Source organism: Paenibacillus hamazuiensis, assembly GCF_023276405.1.
GTDB classification, from domain to species: Bacteria; Bacillota; Bacilli; order Paenibacillales; family NBRC-103111; genus Paenibacillus_AF; species Paenibacillus_AF hamazuiensis.
This window is the reverse complement of the sequence record NZ_JALRMO010000001.1, coordinates 8,360,573-8,375,743: the sequence shown is the minus strand read 5'-3', so window position 1 is coordinate 8,375,743 and position 15,171 is coordinate 8,360,573. Positions and strand designations below refer to the sequence as shown.

Here is a 15,171-nt window from a genome sequence, read left to right as displayed (position 1 = left end):
TTCAGGCGATTTTTGCATAATCGAGGCGGGTCACGCCGAAAAGCCAAGCTTGAAAGCTTTGAGCATTAGCTGCGATGCATTTCCCGGTATTTGGAGGGCGGTACACCTTCGATTTGCTTGAATAGTTTACTGAAATAAAAGGCGTCGTCGATGCCGATCTCGCGGGCGATTTCCTGGATCGACAGCTGGCTTTCCTCGAGCAGATGCTTGGCCCTTTGGACGCGCAGTTGATGGATGTAATGGACGATGTTCATTCCGGAATGCTTTTTGAATACTTGGCTGACGTACTCGTAGCTGCGGTTCATTTTGTTTTCGATTACTTCTTTGGTCAGATCGGTCTGGTAAAAGTCGTGCAAAAAATTAAGCAGCTGCCTGTAAATATTATAGGAACCCGGCAGCGTCATTGTTCTGAAGTTTTGCTCCAGCAGGTCGGTTGAGATGATCTCGATGATTTTGCACAAATGCTGGGTGAGACGAAAGCGGAAATAGCCGACGGGATGCTTCATTTCGTTGTCCAGATTTTCGAATAAATTGAGCAGTTTGAACCGTTGGTTCGGCTTGAACCGGCGCGGAATGAGCAGTTGGTCGGCGTCGCTCGTCGTTTTGGTGCGCAATTCGTTTTTTTCGGCATGTAATATTTCGTACTCGCTGATCGGTTTTGTCGAGGTGTCGAGTTCCTTGAACGGCGGGTTCGACGAAAATTGCACCCAGAAAAACGCGGACACGCCCTCCGGCCTTCTCCAGCCCATATGACGCTCCCACGGATTGAGCAAGAACGTTTCCCCCGCCTCCAGTATGAACTTTTCGTTCTCCACCTGCCAATAAACCGGTCCTTCCGTGACCATAATCAGCTGATAATAAGGGTTGTAATGATACGTATAGAAGGATTCGCCGACATGATACTGCTTGGTCCATTTGACGTCAAAGACGGAAAGGCGCGAAGCTGCGTAATATTTCATCTGATCACCCTATTCGTTCGTGTCGAAAATTATTTATATCGTAGCACAGTCAGATTTGTTTTACCAAGCGGTCTCCCGACCCTTGACAAGTTTGGGATAAATCGCTTAATAATCTTAAGATTATCGATGTTCACGACCTTTCCCGGCTGGTACATTGTTTGTTGAGCTTCAAAAATATGTCATCATGGAGGCTGAACAATGGGAGTCAGTAAATTGAACGAAACCGAGTATTATCGCAAAATTTACGGAGGCTGGCTGGGCAAAAATATCGGCGGTACGCTGGGGTATCCGGTCGAAGGGCGAAAGGAACTGCTCAATCTGTCGTATTATCCACAGCTGTCGGACGGGCCGCTGCCGAACGACGACCTGGATCTGCAAATCGTCTGGCTGCACGCGCTGGAGCAGTACGGAGCCCGGCTGACCGCGACCGAGCTGGGACAGGAATGGATGGAACATGTGTTTTTCCCGTTCGACGAGTATGGCTACGGTCTGGCGAATTTGCGCAGAGGGCTGGTCCCGCCGGTGGCCGGCTGGTTCAACAATCCGTTCGCCGATTGCATGGGAGCACCGATCCGCTCGGAAATTTGGGCGATGATCGCTCCGGGCTGTCCCGGCGTCGCGGCATATTACGCGTATCAGGATGCGATTGTCGACCATGCCGGAGGCGAGGGTGTTTATGGCGAAATGTTTTTTGCGGCGATTGAAAGCGCTGCATTTTTCGAGACGGACCGCGACCGGCTCATTCAGATCGGGCTGACCTATATCCCGGAGGAATGCCGGACGGCCCAAGCGGTGCGCGCGCTGCTCGAATGGCATCGGGAAGGAAAGACATGGACCGAGGCCAGGGGGCTCGTTCTGGAGCATCACGGGCATCCGAATTTTACGGACGCACCGCAAAATATTGCATTTACGCTGCTCGGCTGGCTGTACGGCGAAGATTTCGGCGACGCGATTCTGAAAGCGGTCAATTGTGGCTACGACACCGACTGTACGGCGGCGACGCTGGGCGCGATTCTCGGCATCATTCTGGGGCCTGAGAAGCTGCCGGAGCGCTGGCTGAAGCCGGTCGGCGACCGAATCGCAGTGAATGCGCCGATCAAAGGCTTCGCGATTCCGGAGACGCTCGACGAGCTGACCGCACGAACGCTCAAAATCGGCAAGGAAGTAGCTGCCGTCTGGAACATTCCAATCACGTTCGGACAGGAGAAAACGTCGCCGGAGCTGCAATCGGAGCTGGCCGAATTTTACGATCCGCGTTGGCTGTGGAAGCTCAGTTTCCGCTCGAACCGTTACTTGCTGCCGAAGGGGACGCGCAGCAACATGGGAGTCGAGCTGATCGTCGATTACGGCGACGAGGGGCCGGCGATCGGCAGAGGACAGAGCAAGCCTATCGCAGTCACGTTGATCAACCGTTCCGCCGAAGCATGGGAAGGGTTGCTGCGGCTGTCGGTGCCGGCCGGCTGGCGCGGCCCAGCGGCCGAGAAGCTTGAGCTGAAGCCGGGTCAGGAGGCGTCATGGACGCTGCAGGTCTTCTCGGATAGGGAAATCAAGCCCTATTATGCGCTGCAGCTCGAAATCGAACGCCATCATGACGGCCATTTCTGGAACGCGGAGTCGGTTCCTCTCCATCTGGTCAGCGCGACGCATTGGCAATTGCGCGGACCTTCGGACAGCGATTGGCGGGAGGCGGTCATGCCGGGCAACCGGATCGACTTCGCCGGCGCGCTGCAAACCTCCGAGTCCGGCATCTACCGTGCGGCGACTACACTGTGCAGCCCCGACAGCCGGCAAATCCGGCTGATCGTGGCGACGGCCGGCCCGGTCAAAGCGTATTTGAACGGGAAATTATTGATCCAGGACGAGCGGGAGACGGAATTCATGCCCGCCTTCCACCGGGCCGTTCCCGACAAGCTGGCAGAATTCAAACTGCCGGACGGCGAGCACCGGCTGGAGATCGAAGCAGTGAAGGGCGACGCCCCTCTCGAGCTGTACGTGCTGCCCGTTTCCATGAAAATGACGAAAACGCCGGGACCTTATTATTTTTATACCGATGTGTTGTTTACTTAAATTTTGTAAATGAAAACTTAAACTTTTTGACACTAAAAAAGGGGAGCGATTCAAATATGTTCAAATCAATCGGTGTGGTGGCTGCGTTGACTTTGGCCGCTTCTGCGCTGCTGTCGGGCTGCGGCGGCGGCCCGGCCGAGCCGGGTACCGCTGCGGACAAGTCGTCGGCCAAGAATGCGGGGCCGGTCACGATCAATTGGTGGTCGTGGAACCCGGACGAGAATAAGGCCAAAACGTATGTGGATGCCTTTAACGCCTCGCAATCCGACATCAAGGTCAATTACAAGCGTTACGAATTTACGGACTATGTCAAAACGCTAAAGCTGGCGATGATTTCCGGCGATGAGGTCGATCTGTTCGGCTTGCAGGCCGGGGGGATGATCAAGGAATACGCGGAATTTACGGAAGACTTGACTCCTTACGCGAAGAAAGAATGGGGCGAGAATTGGAAAAACCGGTTTTTCGATCTCGGCTTGAAGCAGCTGATATCCGGCGACAAAACGCCCGCGCTGCCATGGTTCGTTTCGGCGGCCGGCTATTTGTTCTACAACAACACGATTATGGAAAAGGAAGGACTGAAGCCTCCGTCCACGTATGCGGAATGGATTGAAGTGAGCAAGGCGCTGCAGACCAGAGGAGTGACGCCGTACATTCAGGGCGGCAAGGATGCCTGGCAAAACCTCGACATGTTCATCGCGCTCGCCAACGAATTCGATCCCGGCAAAATTTATGCCGCAGAGGAAGGCAAGGCCAAATGGACCGAAGCCGGCCTGGTTAAAGCCGCAACCGTCTGGAAAGAAATGTTTGAAAACGGCATCATGCAAAAGGGCGCACTCGGAATCGGCTTTTATCCGGATGCGTACGACAAGTTCAACAAAGGCGAAGCGGCTATGACGCTGCTCGGCACGTGGAACGACAACCGGATGACCAAGACGATTTTGCAGACGCACCGGCAAAAATACGGTGTGACCGTCGATTATGAATTTATTGCGGCGCCGTTCCCCGATATGAACGGGGACGGCAAACCCGGCCGGCTGTTCGGCGGCCCCGACGTTGCGCTGGCGATTAACAAAAACAGCAAGAAGAAAGACGCGGCATGGAAGTTCATGCAATGGCTGGAATCGGCCGACGGGCAAAAGATCAATGCCAAATATTTGATGATTCCGGCGATCAAAGGAGTCGACATCGAAGACTCCGACGTGCTGACCGATAGACAGAAGGACAATATAAAGCAACAGATGAAAGATTTGGAGAACAGCATCGGCCGCAGAGAGCTGATTTATCCGGAGATCAAAACGGCGCTGGGCGACGCGCTGCAAATGATCGCGACAGGCAAAACGTCGCCCGAGGAAGGGATGAAGACCGTGCAGGCGGCCGCGGACAAAGTTAGCCGCTAACAATCCGGGTTTTCCGCCGGGGTCCGCCGCAAGGGGGGCGGGCCTTGGCCCGAAACGCCGGCATGCTGCAAGGAGGAACGACACCTATGAACCAGAAGCTGCACCGATGGTTGAATACGTTGTATATAGGACCGATTTTTTTATTTCTGGGCGTGTTTATTTTTTATTCCTTATTCGATACGTTCAAGACGAGTCTGTACAAATGGAATGGCTTCAGCGAGGATAAAACGTTTATCGGGCTCGGCAATTTTGCGCAGCTGTTCGCCGACCCGATCTTTTACCAGGCGATCCGCAATACGCTTGTCTACATGGTGCTGACGATCGGCGTCCAGATGGTTCTCGGGCTGCTGATTGCGCTGCTGCTGAAGACGAATGTCTTGCTGAAAACTTTATATAAAATCGTGTTTTTCCTGCCGGTCGTCTTGTCCCATTCCGTCGTATCCTACGTCTTCCGGCATATTTACGATGCCAATGACGGCAGTCTGAACCGCGCGCTCGAAGCCGCAGGGCTGGGCGCGCTGGCGCCGTCCTGGCTTGCCGATCCGGATATTGCGCTCTACGCCATCATCGTCATCAATATATGGGCCTGGACCGGCTTCAGCTTTGTGATGTATTACGCGGCCTTGACGTTAATCGACAAGGAGCTGTACGAGGCGGCCAAAATCGACGGAGCGGGTCCGGTCCGCACGATCATCGGCATCACCTTTCCGCTGCTGCGGTCGACGCATTTTTCCTTGATCATTCTCGGCGTCATCGGCTCGCTCAAGCAGTTCGATTACGTGTTCCTGACGACGGGCGGCGGTCCCGGCCGGTCGACGGAGCTTTTGTCCACCTACATTTACAAAAAGGCGATTCTGGAGTACAACGCGGGCTATTCGTCGGCGATGGCCGTCATTTTGCTCGTCATCGCCCTGCTGCTGACCGCCGTACAATTGCGCGCATACCGCAGCTCGTAACGAAAATATCCGGGAGGATCCTATGCTGACTCAATCCAAATCGAAGGCGAAGACTACGGCGCTCGCCCAACTGCTGCTCACTGCGCTGGCCGCCCTGTTCGCCGCTCCGCTGGCCATCATGATTGCGGTTTCACTGCAGGGGGAAGGACTGGCCAATTATGCCGCGGTACTGACGCATCCTATGATTCCGCGTTTTTTTTTGAACAGCCTGATTATCTCTGCCTGCACGATCGTACTCGTCTTTTGCATTACGCTGCTGGCGGCTTACGCTTTTTCCAAGCTGGAGCTGCCGGCCAAGGGGGTGCTGCTCAATCTCATTTTGACGGGTCTCATGATCCCTTCGGTCGCCTTGATCGTACCGCTGTTTGTAATTGTGAAAAGCCTCGGTCTGTTTAACTATTATTTCTCGTTAATCGGACCGATTTGCGCGTTTACGCTGCCTTTTACGCTGCTGCTTTCCAAAAATTTTATGGACGATCTGCCGAACCAGCTGCTGGATGCCGCACGGATCGACGGCTGCGGTTCGTTCAAGGCGCTGCTGTTCATTCTCGTTCCGCTGTGCAAGCCGATGTCGGTCGTGGTCGTCATTTGGGGATTTCTCAATTCGTGGAACGAATATTTTTTGGCGCTGGTCTTTATGCGCAAGGAATCGATGCAGACGATCACGCAGGCGCCGCAGTTTTTTACGGACACTTATTCGTCGGATACGGGCAAAATTTTCGCGGCGCTTGTCCTGATCAGTATTCCGGTCGTTGTACTGTATTTATGTTTGCAAAAATATTTCGAAGACGGCATGACGTCGGGATCCGTAAAATAACCGGTGAGGGGTCCAACCATGAGAACCGTAAGCTATGATTCGTATTACGACATAGTTTATGGAGGCATCGCAGAATCGGTGCCGCGCAGCCCGCGACATTTCTGCTGGGTCAACGGATTGAGCAGTCTCGTCACTAAACTCTAGAGGCGGCAAATAGAAAACTTAGGAGGTTGCAGCACGTGATGCGCATCGACGCCCACCAGCATTATTGGAAACCGGAACGCGGGGATTATGGGTGGCTGACCCCGGATACGGGAATCTTGTACGCCGATTATATGCCCGAGCAGTTGGAGAAACAGCTGCAACGATACGGCTTTGAACGGACCGTTGTCGTTCAGGCGGCACCTACGATGGAGGAGACGGAATTTATGCTGTCGTTATATGAGCAATATGACAGCATAGCCGGCGTTGTCGGCTGGCTGGACCTGGATTCGCCGGATTTTCCCGAACATTACCGGAAGTTCCGCCGCCACCCGGGATTCGTCGGCTTCCGGCCGATGATCCAGGATTTGCCCGATCCGTGGCTGCTGCGCCCGGCCGTGATGCGCCATTTGCGGCTGATTGCGGACGAGCGGTTTCCGATCGATTTGCAGCTCAGGCCAAGGCTTCTTCCCTATATCCTGGAAGTGATGCGCGCCATCCCGACGTTGACCGCAGTCGTCGATCACGCCGCCAAGCCATTTATCGCCGAAGGCGTGCTGGAACCCTGGAAATCGCAAACGAGCGAGCTTGCCGCATACCAGAACGTCATGTGCAAGCTTTCCGGCCTCGTGACGGAGGCCGATCAAGCGGCGTGGAGGCCGGAGCATCTGCGGCCTTACGTGCATCACGTGATCGAGGCGTTCGGCCCGGAGCGGATCTTGTTCGGCAGCGACTGGCCGGTGTGCCTGACGACTTGCAGCTATGGTGAAGTTGTCGAAGCGCTGCTGGCCGCCCTGCCCGCCGGCTTGACACCGCAGCAGTTGAACGCCTTGTTCGGCGGGAACGCAATCCGCTTTTACGGGCTCGAAGCAGCCGGGAACGAGCCCGCGTCCGTGTAGACCGTAGACGATTTCGTCCCTGCCTCTGAGCGGGTACCAAACAACCTGCGAATCCGCCTTAGAGGCGAATTTGCAGGTTGTTTGTTTTGAATATAAAGTAGTAGGTAGAGTTACCACGAGACAACCACACAGGGGGAGGGATATCCGATGTATCAAAGAGATTATTTGCTGCGCATGATCGAGCAGTTCAGCGTCGTGCTGGGGAAGGTTATTTTTCAGAGGCGCAACCAGCGGTTTGCCGAAGCCCTGGAGCTGCTCGCGCAAGCGATGAAGCAGCTGCTTGGCCTGAACTCCAAGCTGGTCCGCGCCTTGTCGGCCAAAGACCTGCTGGGGCTGCTGTCGACGCAGGGCCATGTCGATGCGGGCAAGGCGCTGCTGCTCGCCGATATGCTGAAGGCGGAAGGAGAGGTGCTGCTTGAACAAGGTGAGGAAGCGGCCGGCCATGACTGTCGGCTGAAGGCGCTAGAGCTGCTGCTGGAGTTAAGACGGCTTCCCGAAGCGGAGCCGTTCGCGCCGGATGCGGAGGAGCGGATCGCCGGACTGCTGCTGCAGGTACGCGAGCCGCAGTTGCCGCCTCGTGTCACGGTGCCGCTGATGCATTATTACTCGGAGCGCGGGCAGCTGGCGAAGGCGGAGAACATGCTGTTTTTTGCGCTTGAGGACGAACCGGACCGAGCCGGGCTGCTGGAGGAAGCGCTGCGGATGGTTGACAGCTGGTCCGAATTGGAGGCGGCGGAACAGGAAGCCAGCGGACTGACGGAGAAAGAAATCGGCGAGCTGCGCGAGCAGCTGCTGCAATTGATACAAAAGAACGGGCAAGTGTGAGGGCGGAGCCTTGGCAGAATTTCGGACACGTTTTCTCCTCCGCTTCATATGCTTTAACTTTCAAAACCTCCGAACCACCAGTGAATGGTTTGGAGGTTTTGAATTTTGAGAATCCCGCTGTTTCTGCGATAAAAACCTGCTTACATAATTTATACAATGAAAAGTTTGATAGATTCGGATATATTTGCAGTAGCAGCCAGAATCCACTTAAAAGGAGATCATCCATGCCGAAGAAAACGCTTGCAATAACGATGTTGTGTTCCGCGCTTCTCTTATCTTCCGTGCTGGCGCCGCAAACTGCCGAGACCGCACACGCGGAAACGGTCTACACGACGCTCAAGATCGGGTCGTCTAACTCGCAAGTATCCAATCTGCAAAGCAATTTAAAAACATTAGGTTACTTTACATACCCCACGATAACCGGTTACTATGGAACGATAACTGCTCAAGCGGTGACCGATTTTCAAAAAGCATACAGCCTCTCGGCAACCGGCACCACGGATGCAGCCACGCAGACAGCTGTCGCGCACGCGCTTGTCAAAAAGAGCATCGTCCAGGACAGCACAAATTACTTAAAAATCCCGTACCGATGGGGCGGGTCCAGCCCATCGACCGGGTTTGATTGCTCCGGCTTCGTCTACTACATGTTCACCTCGCACGGAGTCTCCATGAGCCGGACGACGTCCGCCGAGCTTTATGGGCAAGGCACGGCAATCAGCCAAAGCAGGCTGCAGCCGGGAGATTTGGTCTTTTTTGCCGTAAGCACACCGGGGACCGTTGACCATGTAGGAATCTATTTGGGCAACGGCCAGTTTATTTCGCCGCTGCGTTCGGCCGGCGTGTACGTGCAGAGCATGGTGAACAACAGCTATTGGACGCCGAAGTATTTGGGGGCCAGACGGATATATTGATATTCCGTCTCCGGATATTTGTCCCGGATCATGCTTAGGCCGGCTGCAAAGGAACGTTCCATGTTTGCCGGGTTGGGCTTAATCTACAGCAGCACAAAAAAACAGGCCGGGAAACGTCCGGATTCGGACATGCTCCTCGGCCTGTTTTTCTATGTACCGTTACACCTTAATATTAAACTCCAATATCCGTTCCCGCCGCAAAGCCTGATAGATGATGACGGCGACAGGGCCCATAATAAGGCCGATCGCGCCGAAGAGGCTGAAGCCGAGATACATGCTTACGAGCGCGGCAAGCGCGTTGATGCCCACGGTATCGCTGATGATTTTCGGCTCGATGAGGCGGCGGAAAATCATGATGACGAGCAGCAGCACGAGCAGTCCGATGCCGAGGTGCGTATTGCCGACTATGAAGCTGTACGCCGCCCACGGAATGAGAACGGCGCTCGTCCCGAGCACGGGCAGGATGTCGACCGCTACGATCAGCAGCGCGATTGCCAGCGGGTAATCGACCCGCAGCACGAGCAGTCCGGCCAAAGAGACAACATACGTCAGCATGCTGAGAATCAGCTGCGCGAACAGGAAACCGATCAGCGCCCGCCGCAAGTCGGTCATCACCGTAACGATCTTCGTGCGGGAGCCTTTTTCAAACAAATTCAGGAAAGACTCGTACATTCTCGGCAGGCTGAAGCAGATCAGGTAAAGGGCGATCAAATAAACGATCATAAAGACGAACAAGCTCGGAATCGTTTTCGCCACGTTCAGAAAATAACCGGAAATCGAAGTGACGATGTGATTCAGATTATCCGTCAAAGCCTTGATGCCCGTTTCGATCCAGCCCTGCACTTGGTCGGCCACATCCGGAGGAAGAGAGCGGTACAGAATCATCGTGCGCTCCGTGGCGTCCTCTACATAGGCATTGGCATTGTTCAGATATGCGGGCGCCCTTTTCCAAAATTCGATCGTCTCCGAGACGATTTTGAAGCCGATCATGTAGATCAGCCCCAGCGCCACCGTCGTAAAAAACGTGCATACGAACGCCGCAGCCGTCACCCGTTTCAGCTTCAAATATTTCATCAGCAGAGCGATCAGCCCTTCGAGAAAAAGAGCCGTAAGCAAGGCAAGCAGAAAAGGAGCGCCGACGGTAAAGAGGCCGTACAAAAAAACGATCCCAAGCGCCAAAAAGGCGATGGTGCGAAGCGACATAGCGGATGAATCACCTCACTTTCGGAGAGCTTTCCTCCAGCTTCTCGGCAGTATGCTGCAAATCCTTACGATAAATGGATACGCGCAAAATCCGCAAACGTTTCACTTCCGCCACTTCAAATATGTAGGACCCGTGTGCGGCCTTCTTCCCTTTGGCCGGCGTGCCCTCCAGTTTCGTGAAAAGCCAGCCCCCGATCGAGTCCACCTCGTCATCCTCCAGATCCAGGTGCATCAGGTCGTTGATATCTTCCAGGAGCATGCGTCCGTCGACCGTGGTGATGTCGCCGTTCACCTCGATCGGCGGGCGTTCGTCTTCGTCAAATTCGTCATGAAGCTCCCCGACGATCTCCTCCAATATTTCCTCCGTTGTCAAAAGTCCCGCGGTGCCGCCGTACTCATCGATGACGATGGCGAGCTGGGAATGGCGCTTTTGCATCAGCTTCAACACCTTGCTTACTTCCATCGATTCGGGAACCGTCAAAATCGGCCGTAAAAAATCTTTGAGCTCGTGAGGTTCATCCGGGTCGGCGGTCAGCAGGTCGGTAATATGGACGAAGCCGACGATGTTGTCCTTGTCGCTCAGGGCGACGGGATAACGCGTGTGCTTCGTCTTGTACACCAGCTCCATATTGTCTTCCCAGTTCCATTCGATAAAGAGGCAGTCCATGTCGGTCCGGGGAAGCATGACCTCGCGCGCCAGCCGGTCGGAAAACTCGAAGACGTTGTCGAACAGCGCCATCTCGTCTTTATCGATGATGCCGCTTCGGGCGCTCTCATCCATCAGCAGGCGAATCTCTTCTTCGGTGTGAGCCGCTTCCTTCTCCGAGGCCATGGCGATGCCGAGCCAGCGCAGGACACGATTCGCCGCGCCGTTGAGCAGCCAGATCGCCGGGCGAAACACCTTGTAAAAAAACAGCAGCGGCGCCGCGAGCCACAGCGAGGTTTGCTCCGACTTTTGGATCGCCAGCGATTTCGGGGCCAGCTCTCCCAGCACGATATGCAGGAACGTGATCACGGCGAACGAAACGCCGAACGACAGCGGCTTGCTGAACACCGCATTTTCCATATGGAACAGCGCCAGTGTGGGATCCACGATCAGATGGGCGACCGCCGGCTCACCGACCCAGCCGAGCCCGAGCGAGGCGAGCGTAATCCCGAGCTGCGTGGCCGACAAGTAGGCGTCAAGCTTTTTCGTCACCGCCAGCGCGTATTTGGCGCGGGTGTTTCCTTCGTTTTGCAGCTGCTGCAGCCGACTGATGCGCACCTTGACCAGCGCGAATTCCGCCGCGACGAAGAAACCGTTAAGCAGCACCAGAAACAGCACGAGCAGCATATTATAGATGATTTGATCGAGTTCGAAAGCTGGGGTTTGCACCGTGACATCTCCTTCGCTACATAACAGCCCGTTCCCACGTTGAATGCGAGGCTCATGGGAAACGAACCCATTATCAGCTTTTACCGAAACCCGCCATCCTAAGCATCCGAATCGCAAAAAATGACGTTTTTCCGGCGGGATGTCCTATACAATCGCCTTGCGCCGGGTAAAATCGACGTCGCGGTAATACGAGTCGACGACGAGCAAATTCGGGCCGCAGCAGCGGACGGCCGGGCAGTGGCAGCCCACCGCGCGGTTCAGCGGATGCTCGGTCCAGCGCCGGAACACGTCCTGCAGCGCATCCCGGTGAATGTTGCCGAGCGCCGGCACGTCGGAGAAGTCGGTGACATATACGTCACCCGTAAAGGTGTTGACGTTCAGGCGGTTGCGCCCGTCCGGATCGTTGCGGACCGTCACGTTCGGTTCCCGGCGCAGCCGCTCCAGCAGCTTCCGGTCTTCCTCATCCGGACTGCAGGCGTAAAACGGCAGCGTGCCCAGCAGCATCCACAGGTCCTGCTTGCGGCTGTCCAGTAGCCGATGAATCGCCGTGCGGATTTGCTCCAGCGTGAGAAGCGGGAGATTCGCCGCAAAGGCGCTCGGGTACATCGGATGCACCTCATGCCGCCTGCAGCCCATCTCCGCGATCAGCCGGTGAATGCCGGGAAGCTTCTCGTGCGTGCGGTAGTTGATCATCGACTCGGCGGATACGAACATGCCGCCTTTACTGAGCGCGATCGCATTTTCCACCATCCGCTCGTACAGCTTGACCGCCGTTTCCCTGCCGACAGGCCGGTCCGACCGGACAAAGCCGACCTCGTGGAAGTCGTCGGCGTTTAAATAGTTAAACGAAATATGCATCACGTCGAGGTAAGGCGCCATCATCTCATACCTGGACAGATCCAGGGTAATGTTGGAATTGATTTGCGACCGGACGCCGCGTTCGCGGGCATATTTTAAAATGGGAACGATGTAGTCCCTTACCGTTTTCTCATGATAGGAAGGCTCACCGCCGGTAATGCTGATCGTCTCAAGCTGCTCCAATTCGTCGAGCCGCCGCAAAATGTCGGCCAGCGGAATTCTCGGCGCATCGGCCAGCGTAAGCGAGTCGCCGACCGCGCAGTGCTCGCAGCGCATATTGCACAAGTTCGTAACCGTCAGTTCCACGCTTGTAATCACGTGTTTGCCGTATGCGTCCAGCGAACGGATCGGATCCCACGGATCGTATTCGGGAGAAAGCGGCCGCAAAGGAGAATTGGCTGTTTGTTTGATCATATTGTCCATTCACATCCGATTATGCATGAATTTTTTATTTCTTCATTTTAGCCCAGGACAGCGGAAAAGGAAACCTTTATCGCCGCAGGCCCGGCAGTACGACAAAACCCGGTCATCCGGACCGGGCTGCCTTTTCCCTATTATGTATTTAGAGCGAATTCGGATTTATATCGTTCACATCGGTTATGATCAGGTGAAGCTTTTTCGATAAATCGATTTCATACGGTTCGGCCACATCCTGACCGTCCGCATCCTGCAAAATGCGCACGATCGGACGCATCGGCATCGACGCGTTCAAATCGACCACCACACCGGACTCGCCGGTGTTGATACGCACGCTCACACCGATCGGATAAATGGCGATTTTGTCGCGGAATATCTCGACTTTCTGCTTTTCATACAGCGTCCCCGTGCCGGTAAACAAAACTTCCAGCGCCTGGTGCGGCAGCATGGCGCTGCGGTACACCCGGTGCGTCGTCATTGCGTCATACGAGTCGGCGATTCCGATCCAGCGGGCGTATTCGTGAATGTCCGACCCTTTGAGGCCCCGCGGATAACCGGAGCCGTCAAGCCGCTCGTGATGCTGCAGCGCGCAGTGGGCCGCCAGCAGCGGAATGTTCGGCTCGTCCTTCAGGAAGCGAAAGCCGTACTCGGCATGTCGTTTGATGATCTCGTATTCCTCGCGGGTCAGCTTGCCTTGTTTCTTCAGCACATCGGTCGGAATTTGCGTCTTGCCGATATCGTGCAGCAGCGAACCGAGGCCGATCGTCATCAGCTCCTCGCGGGAATATCCGTGCGACATCGCCAGCATCGTCGTATAAATGCACACATTCAGCGAATGCTGATACAAATAGTCGTCCATGACCTGAATGTTGCCCAGCATGATCATTGCATCTTTATGGCTGCTCAGATCGTCGATGATCATGGACAGCACATCGCGGAAATTTTTCCCGAGATGGTAATTGCTTACCCATTTTCGCCTGACGGAGTCGTCCATCATCTTGCGGAACGCATTCCGGATTTCCGCCGTTGCGCGAATGCGCGTCTCGTCCGACAGAAGCTCCTGAACCATAATGTCATCCGTCCGGGGATCGTCGATATATATGAAGTCGATGCCGTGTTCAGCCAGCCGCTGGATCAGACTTTCGGTGAGCTCCACGCGCTCGCCGAGCAAAGTTAAGCCATCCTCGTTGTAAATCCGCTTGCCCAGCCGCATGCCGGGCCGTACTGTGCCGATCGGCATTAACCGCATAGTCGAAACCACATCTTCTTTCCCGTAAATTGGTGCTATTTCTTATACTGTATAAGATAATGAAAAAAAGAGCAATCCACATTCGACAATTTCCGAGAAAAAAACCCGGTGCACGGCCGATACGAGCCGTAAACCGGGATATTTGGAAAGTGCAGTCAATATGCTTCTATTTGCCCGAAAATAACCAGATGGCATAAAGCACCGCAGCCGCAAACCGATAATAGGCGAAATACGTCAGGGACAGCCTTGATACCAGCTTAATGAAGGTGACGACCGCCAGCAGCGCCACGATAAAGGATACGACGAAGCCCACCGCGAAAAACGCCATAGACCCCGACAGCAGCACTTTGTAGCTGTCCAACAGCTCGTAACCGGTCGCCGCGACCATGACGGGAATCGCAATCAGAAACGTAAAGTCGGCCGCCGCTCCGCGGCTTGCCCCTGCCAGCATGCCGCCGGCAATCGTCGCCCCGGAACGGGAGAAACCCGGCCATAGCGACAAGCATTGCGCGATGCCTATAAACAGCGTCTGCTTGTAGGTGAGCTGATCCATGTCGGTTGCGGTCACTTTCGGCTGCTGCCTCTCCCCGATAATGAGGAAGACGCCGCCGAGCACAAGACCGATCAGCACCGTCGTCGGCGAGAACAAATAATCTTTAATGAAATGCCGGCCGATAAAAGCAAGACCCAATGCCGGCACGATCGCAATCGCGATGTGCAGCAGGTTGAGCTTCGGTCCCCGCTGCTCTTCGCGCCCCGCCAGGCCGAACAAGCGGAATATCCGCTTCCAGTAGATCAGCACGACGGCGAGAATCGCGCCGAGCTGAATGACCACTTCGAACGTCTTCATCATTTCGTCCGATTCCGGAATGCCAAGGAGCGACTGCGTCAAAATCATGTGTCCGGTCGAGGACACCGGCAAAAATTCCGTTAGTCCTTCCACGATGCCGATAATGAGTGCGTCCCATAAACTGTACATAACTGCCTCCAATATAAAAATATAGGCTTGATCGCCAGCCTTTCTTAATGTATCACGCCGGAGGAGCGGAAACAACCTGCCGCCCGGGAGGAGCCGCATCGGACAGGGCGCACCGGCC

13 protein-coding genes are annotated in these 15,171 nt (G+C 55.1%); 7 read left to right on the top strand and 6 right to left on the bottom strand.

Annotated elements, in window-relative coordinates:
- Positions 1-65: 65 nt before the first annotated feature.
- Complete coding sequence (locus MYS68_RS36785) at positions 66-959, bottom strand: AraC family transcriptional regulator (protein ID WP_248930482.1); 894 nt, start codon at positions 957-959, stop codon at positions 66-68.
- Positions 960-1,157: 198 nt separating this feature from the next.
- Here MYS68_RS36785 and MYS68_RS36780 point away from each other — a divergent pair, with 198 nt between their 5' ends.
- From MYS68_RS36780 to MYS68_RS36750, 7 genes are all read left to right on the top strand, one after another.
- On the top strand, positions 1,158-3,026 hold the full coding sequence (locus MYS68_RS36780; protein WP_248930481.1) for an ADP-ribosylglycohydrolase family protein: 1,869 nt from the start codon (positions 1,158-1,160) through the stop codon (positions 3,024-3,026).
- A gap of 56 nt (positions 3,027-3,082) precedes the next feature.
- Positions 3,083-4,423, top strand: coding sequence for an ABC transporter substrate-binding protein (locus MYS68_RS36775; RefSeq protein WP_248930480.1), 1,341 nt, complete (start codon positions 3,083-3,085; stop codon positions 4,421-4,423).
- 44 nt (positions 4,424-4,467) lie between these two features.
- Positions 4,468-5,379, top strand: a complete 912-nt coding sequence (locus MYS68_RS36770) for a carbohydrate ABC transporter permease (protein WP_248930479.1) — start codon at positions 4,468-4,470, stop codon at positions 5,377-5,379.
- Between the two features lie 22 nt (positions 5,380-5,401).
- Entirely contained in the window at positions 5,402-6,196 is a 795-nt protein-coding gene (locus MYS68_RS36765) for a carbohydrate ABC transporter permease (protein WP_248930478.1), read from the top strand.
- A gap of 182 nt (positions 6,197-6,378) precedes the next feature.
- Positions 6,379-7,236, top strand: a complete 858-nt coding sequence (locus MYS68_RS36760; RefSeq protein WP_248931140.1) for an amidohydrolase family protein — start codon at positions 6,379-6,381, stop codon at positions 7,234-7,236.
- 147 nt (positions 7,237-7,383) lie between these two features.
- Positions 7,384-8,061: a DUF6483 family protein gene (locus MYS68_RS36755; protein WP_248930477.1), complete on the top strand. Its 678-nt coding sequence runs from the start codon at positions 7,384-7,386 to the stop codon at positions 8,059-8,061.
- Positions 8,062-8,285: 224 nt separating this feature from the next.
- Positions 8,286-8,972: a C40 family peptidase gene (locus MYS68_RS36750; protein ID WP_248930476.1), complete on the top strand. Its 687-nt coding sequence runs from the start codon at positions 8,286-8,288 to the stop codon at positions 8,970-8,972.
- Positions 8,973-9,131: 159 nt separating this feature from the next.
- Here MYS68_RS36750 and ytvI read toward each other — a convergent pair whose 3' ends face one another.
- From ytvI to MYS68_RS36725, 5 genes are all read right to left on the bottom strand, one after another.
- The gene (ytvI, locus tag MYS68_RS36745; RefSeq protein WP_248930475.1) at positions 9,132-10,175 is read right to left on the bottom strand and encodes a sporulation integral membrane protein YtvI; all 1,044 of its coding nucleotides are present in this window, start codon (positions 10,173-10,175) and stop codon (positions 9,132-9,134) included.
- A 10-nt stretch (positions 10,176-10,185) separates the two neighbouring features.
- Positions 10,186-11,508 (bottom strand): hemolysin family protein, encoded by a 1,323-nt coding sequence (locus MYS68_RS36740; protein ID WP_248931139.1) that lies wholly within the window; start codon positions 11,506-11,508, stop codon positions 10,186-10,188.
- Between the two features lie 186 nt (positions 11,509-11,694).
- Entirely contained in the window at positions 11,695-12,831 is a 1,137-nt protein-coding gene (gene yfkAB / locus MYS68_RS36735; protein WP_248930474.1) for a radical SAM/CxCxxxxC motif protein YfkAB, read from the bottom strand.
- A gap of 139 nt (positions 12,832-12,970) precedes the next feature.
- On the bottom strand, positions 12,971-14,074 hold the full coding sequence (locus tag MYS68_RS36730) for an HD-GYP domain-containing protein (protein ID WP_248930473.1): 1,104 nt from the start codon (positions 14,072-14,074) through the stop codon (positions 12,971-12,973).
- 166 nt (positions 14,075-14,240) lie between these two features.
- Positions 14,241-15,053: an undecaprenyl-diphosphate phosphatase gene (locus MYS68_RS36725; RefSeq protein WP_248930472.1), complete on the bottom strand. Its 813-nt coding sequence runs from the start codon at positions 15,051-15,053 to the stop codon at positions 14,241-14,243.
- Positions 15,054-15,171 lie beyond the last annotated feature (118 nt).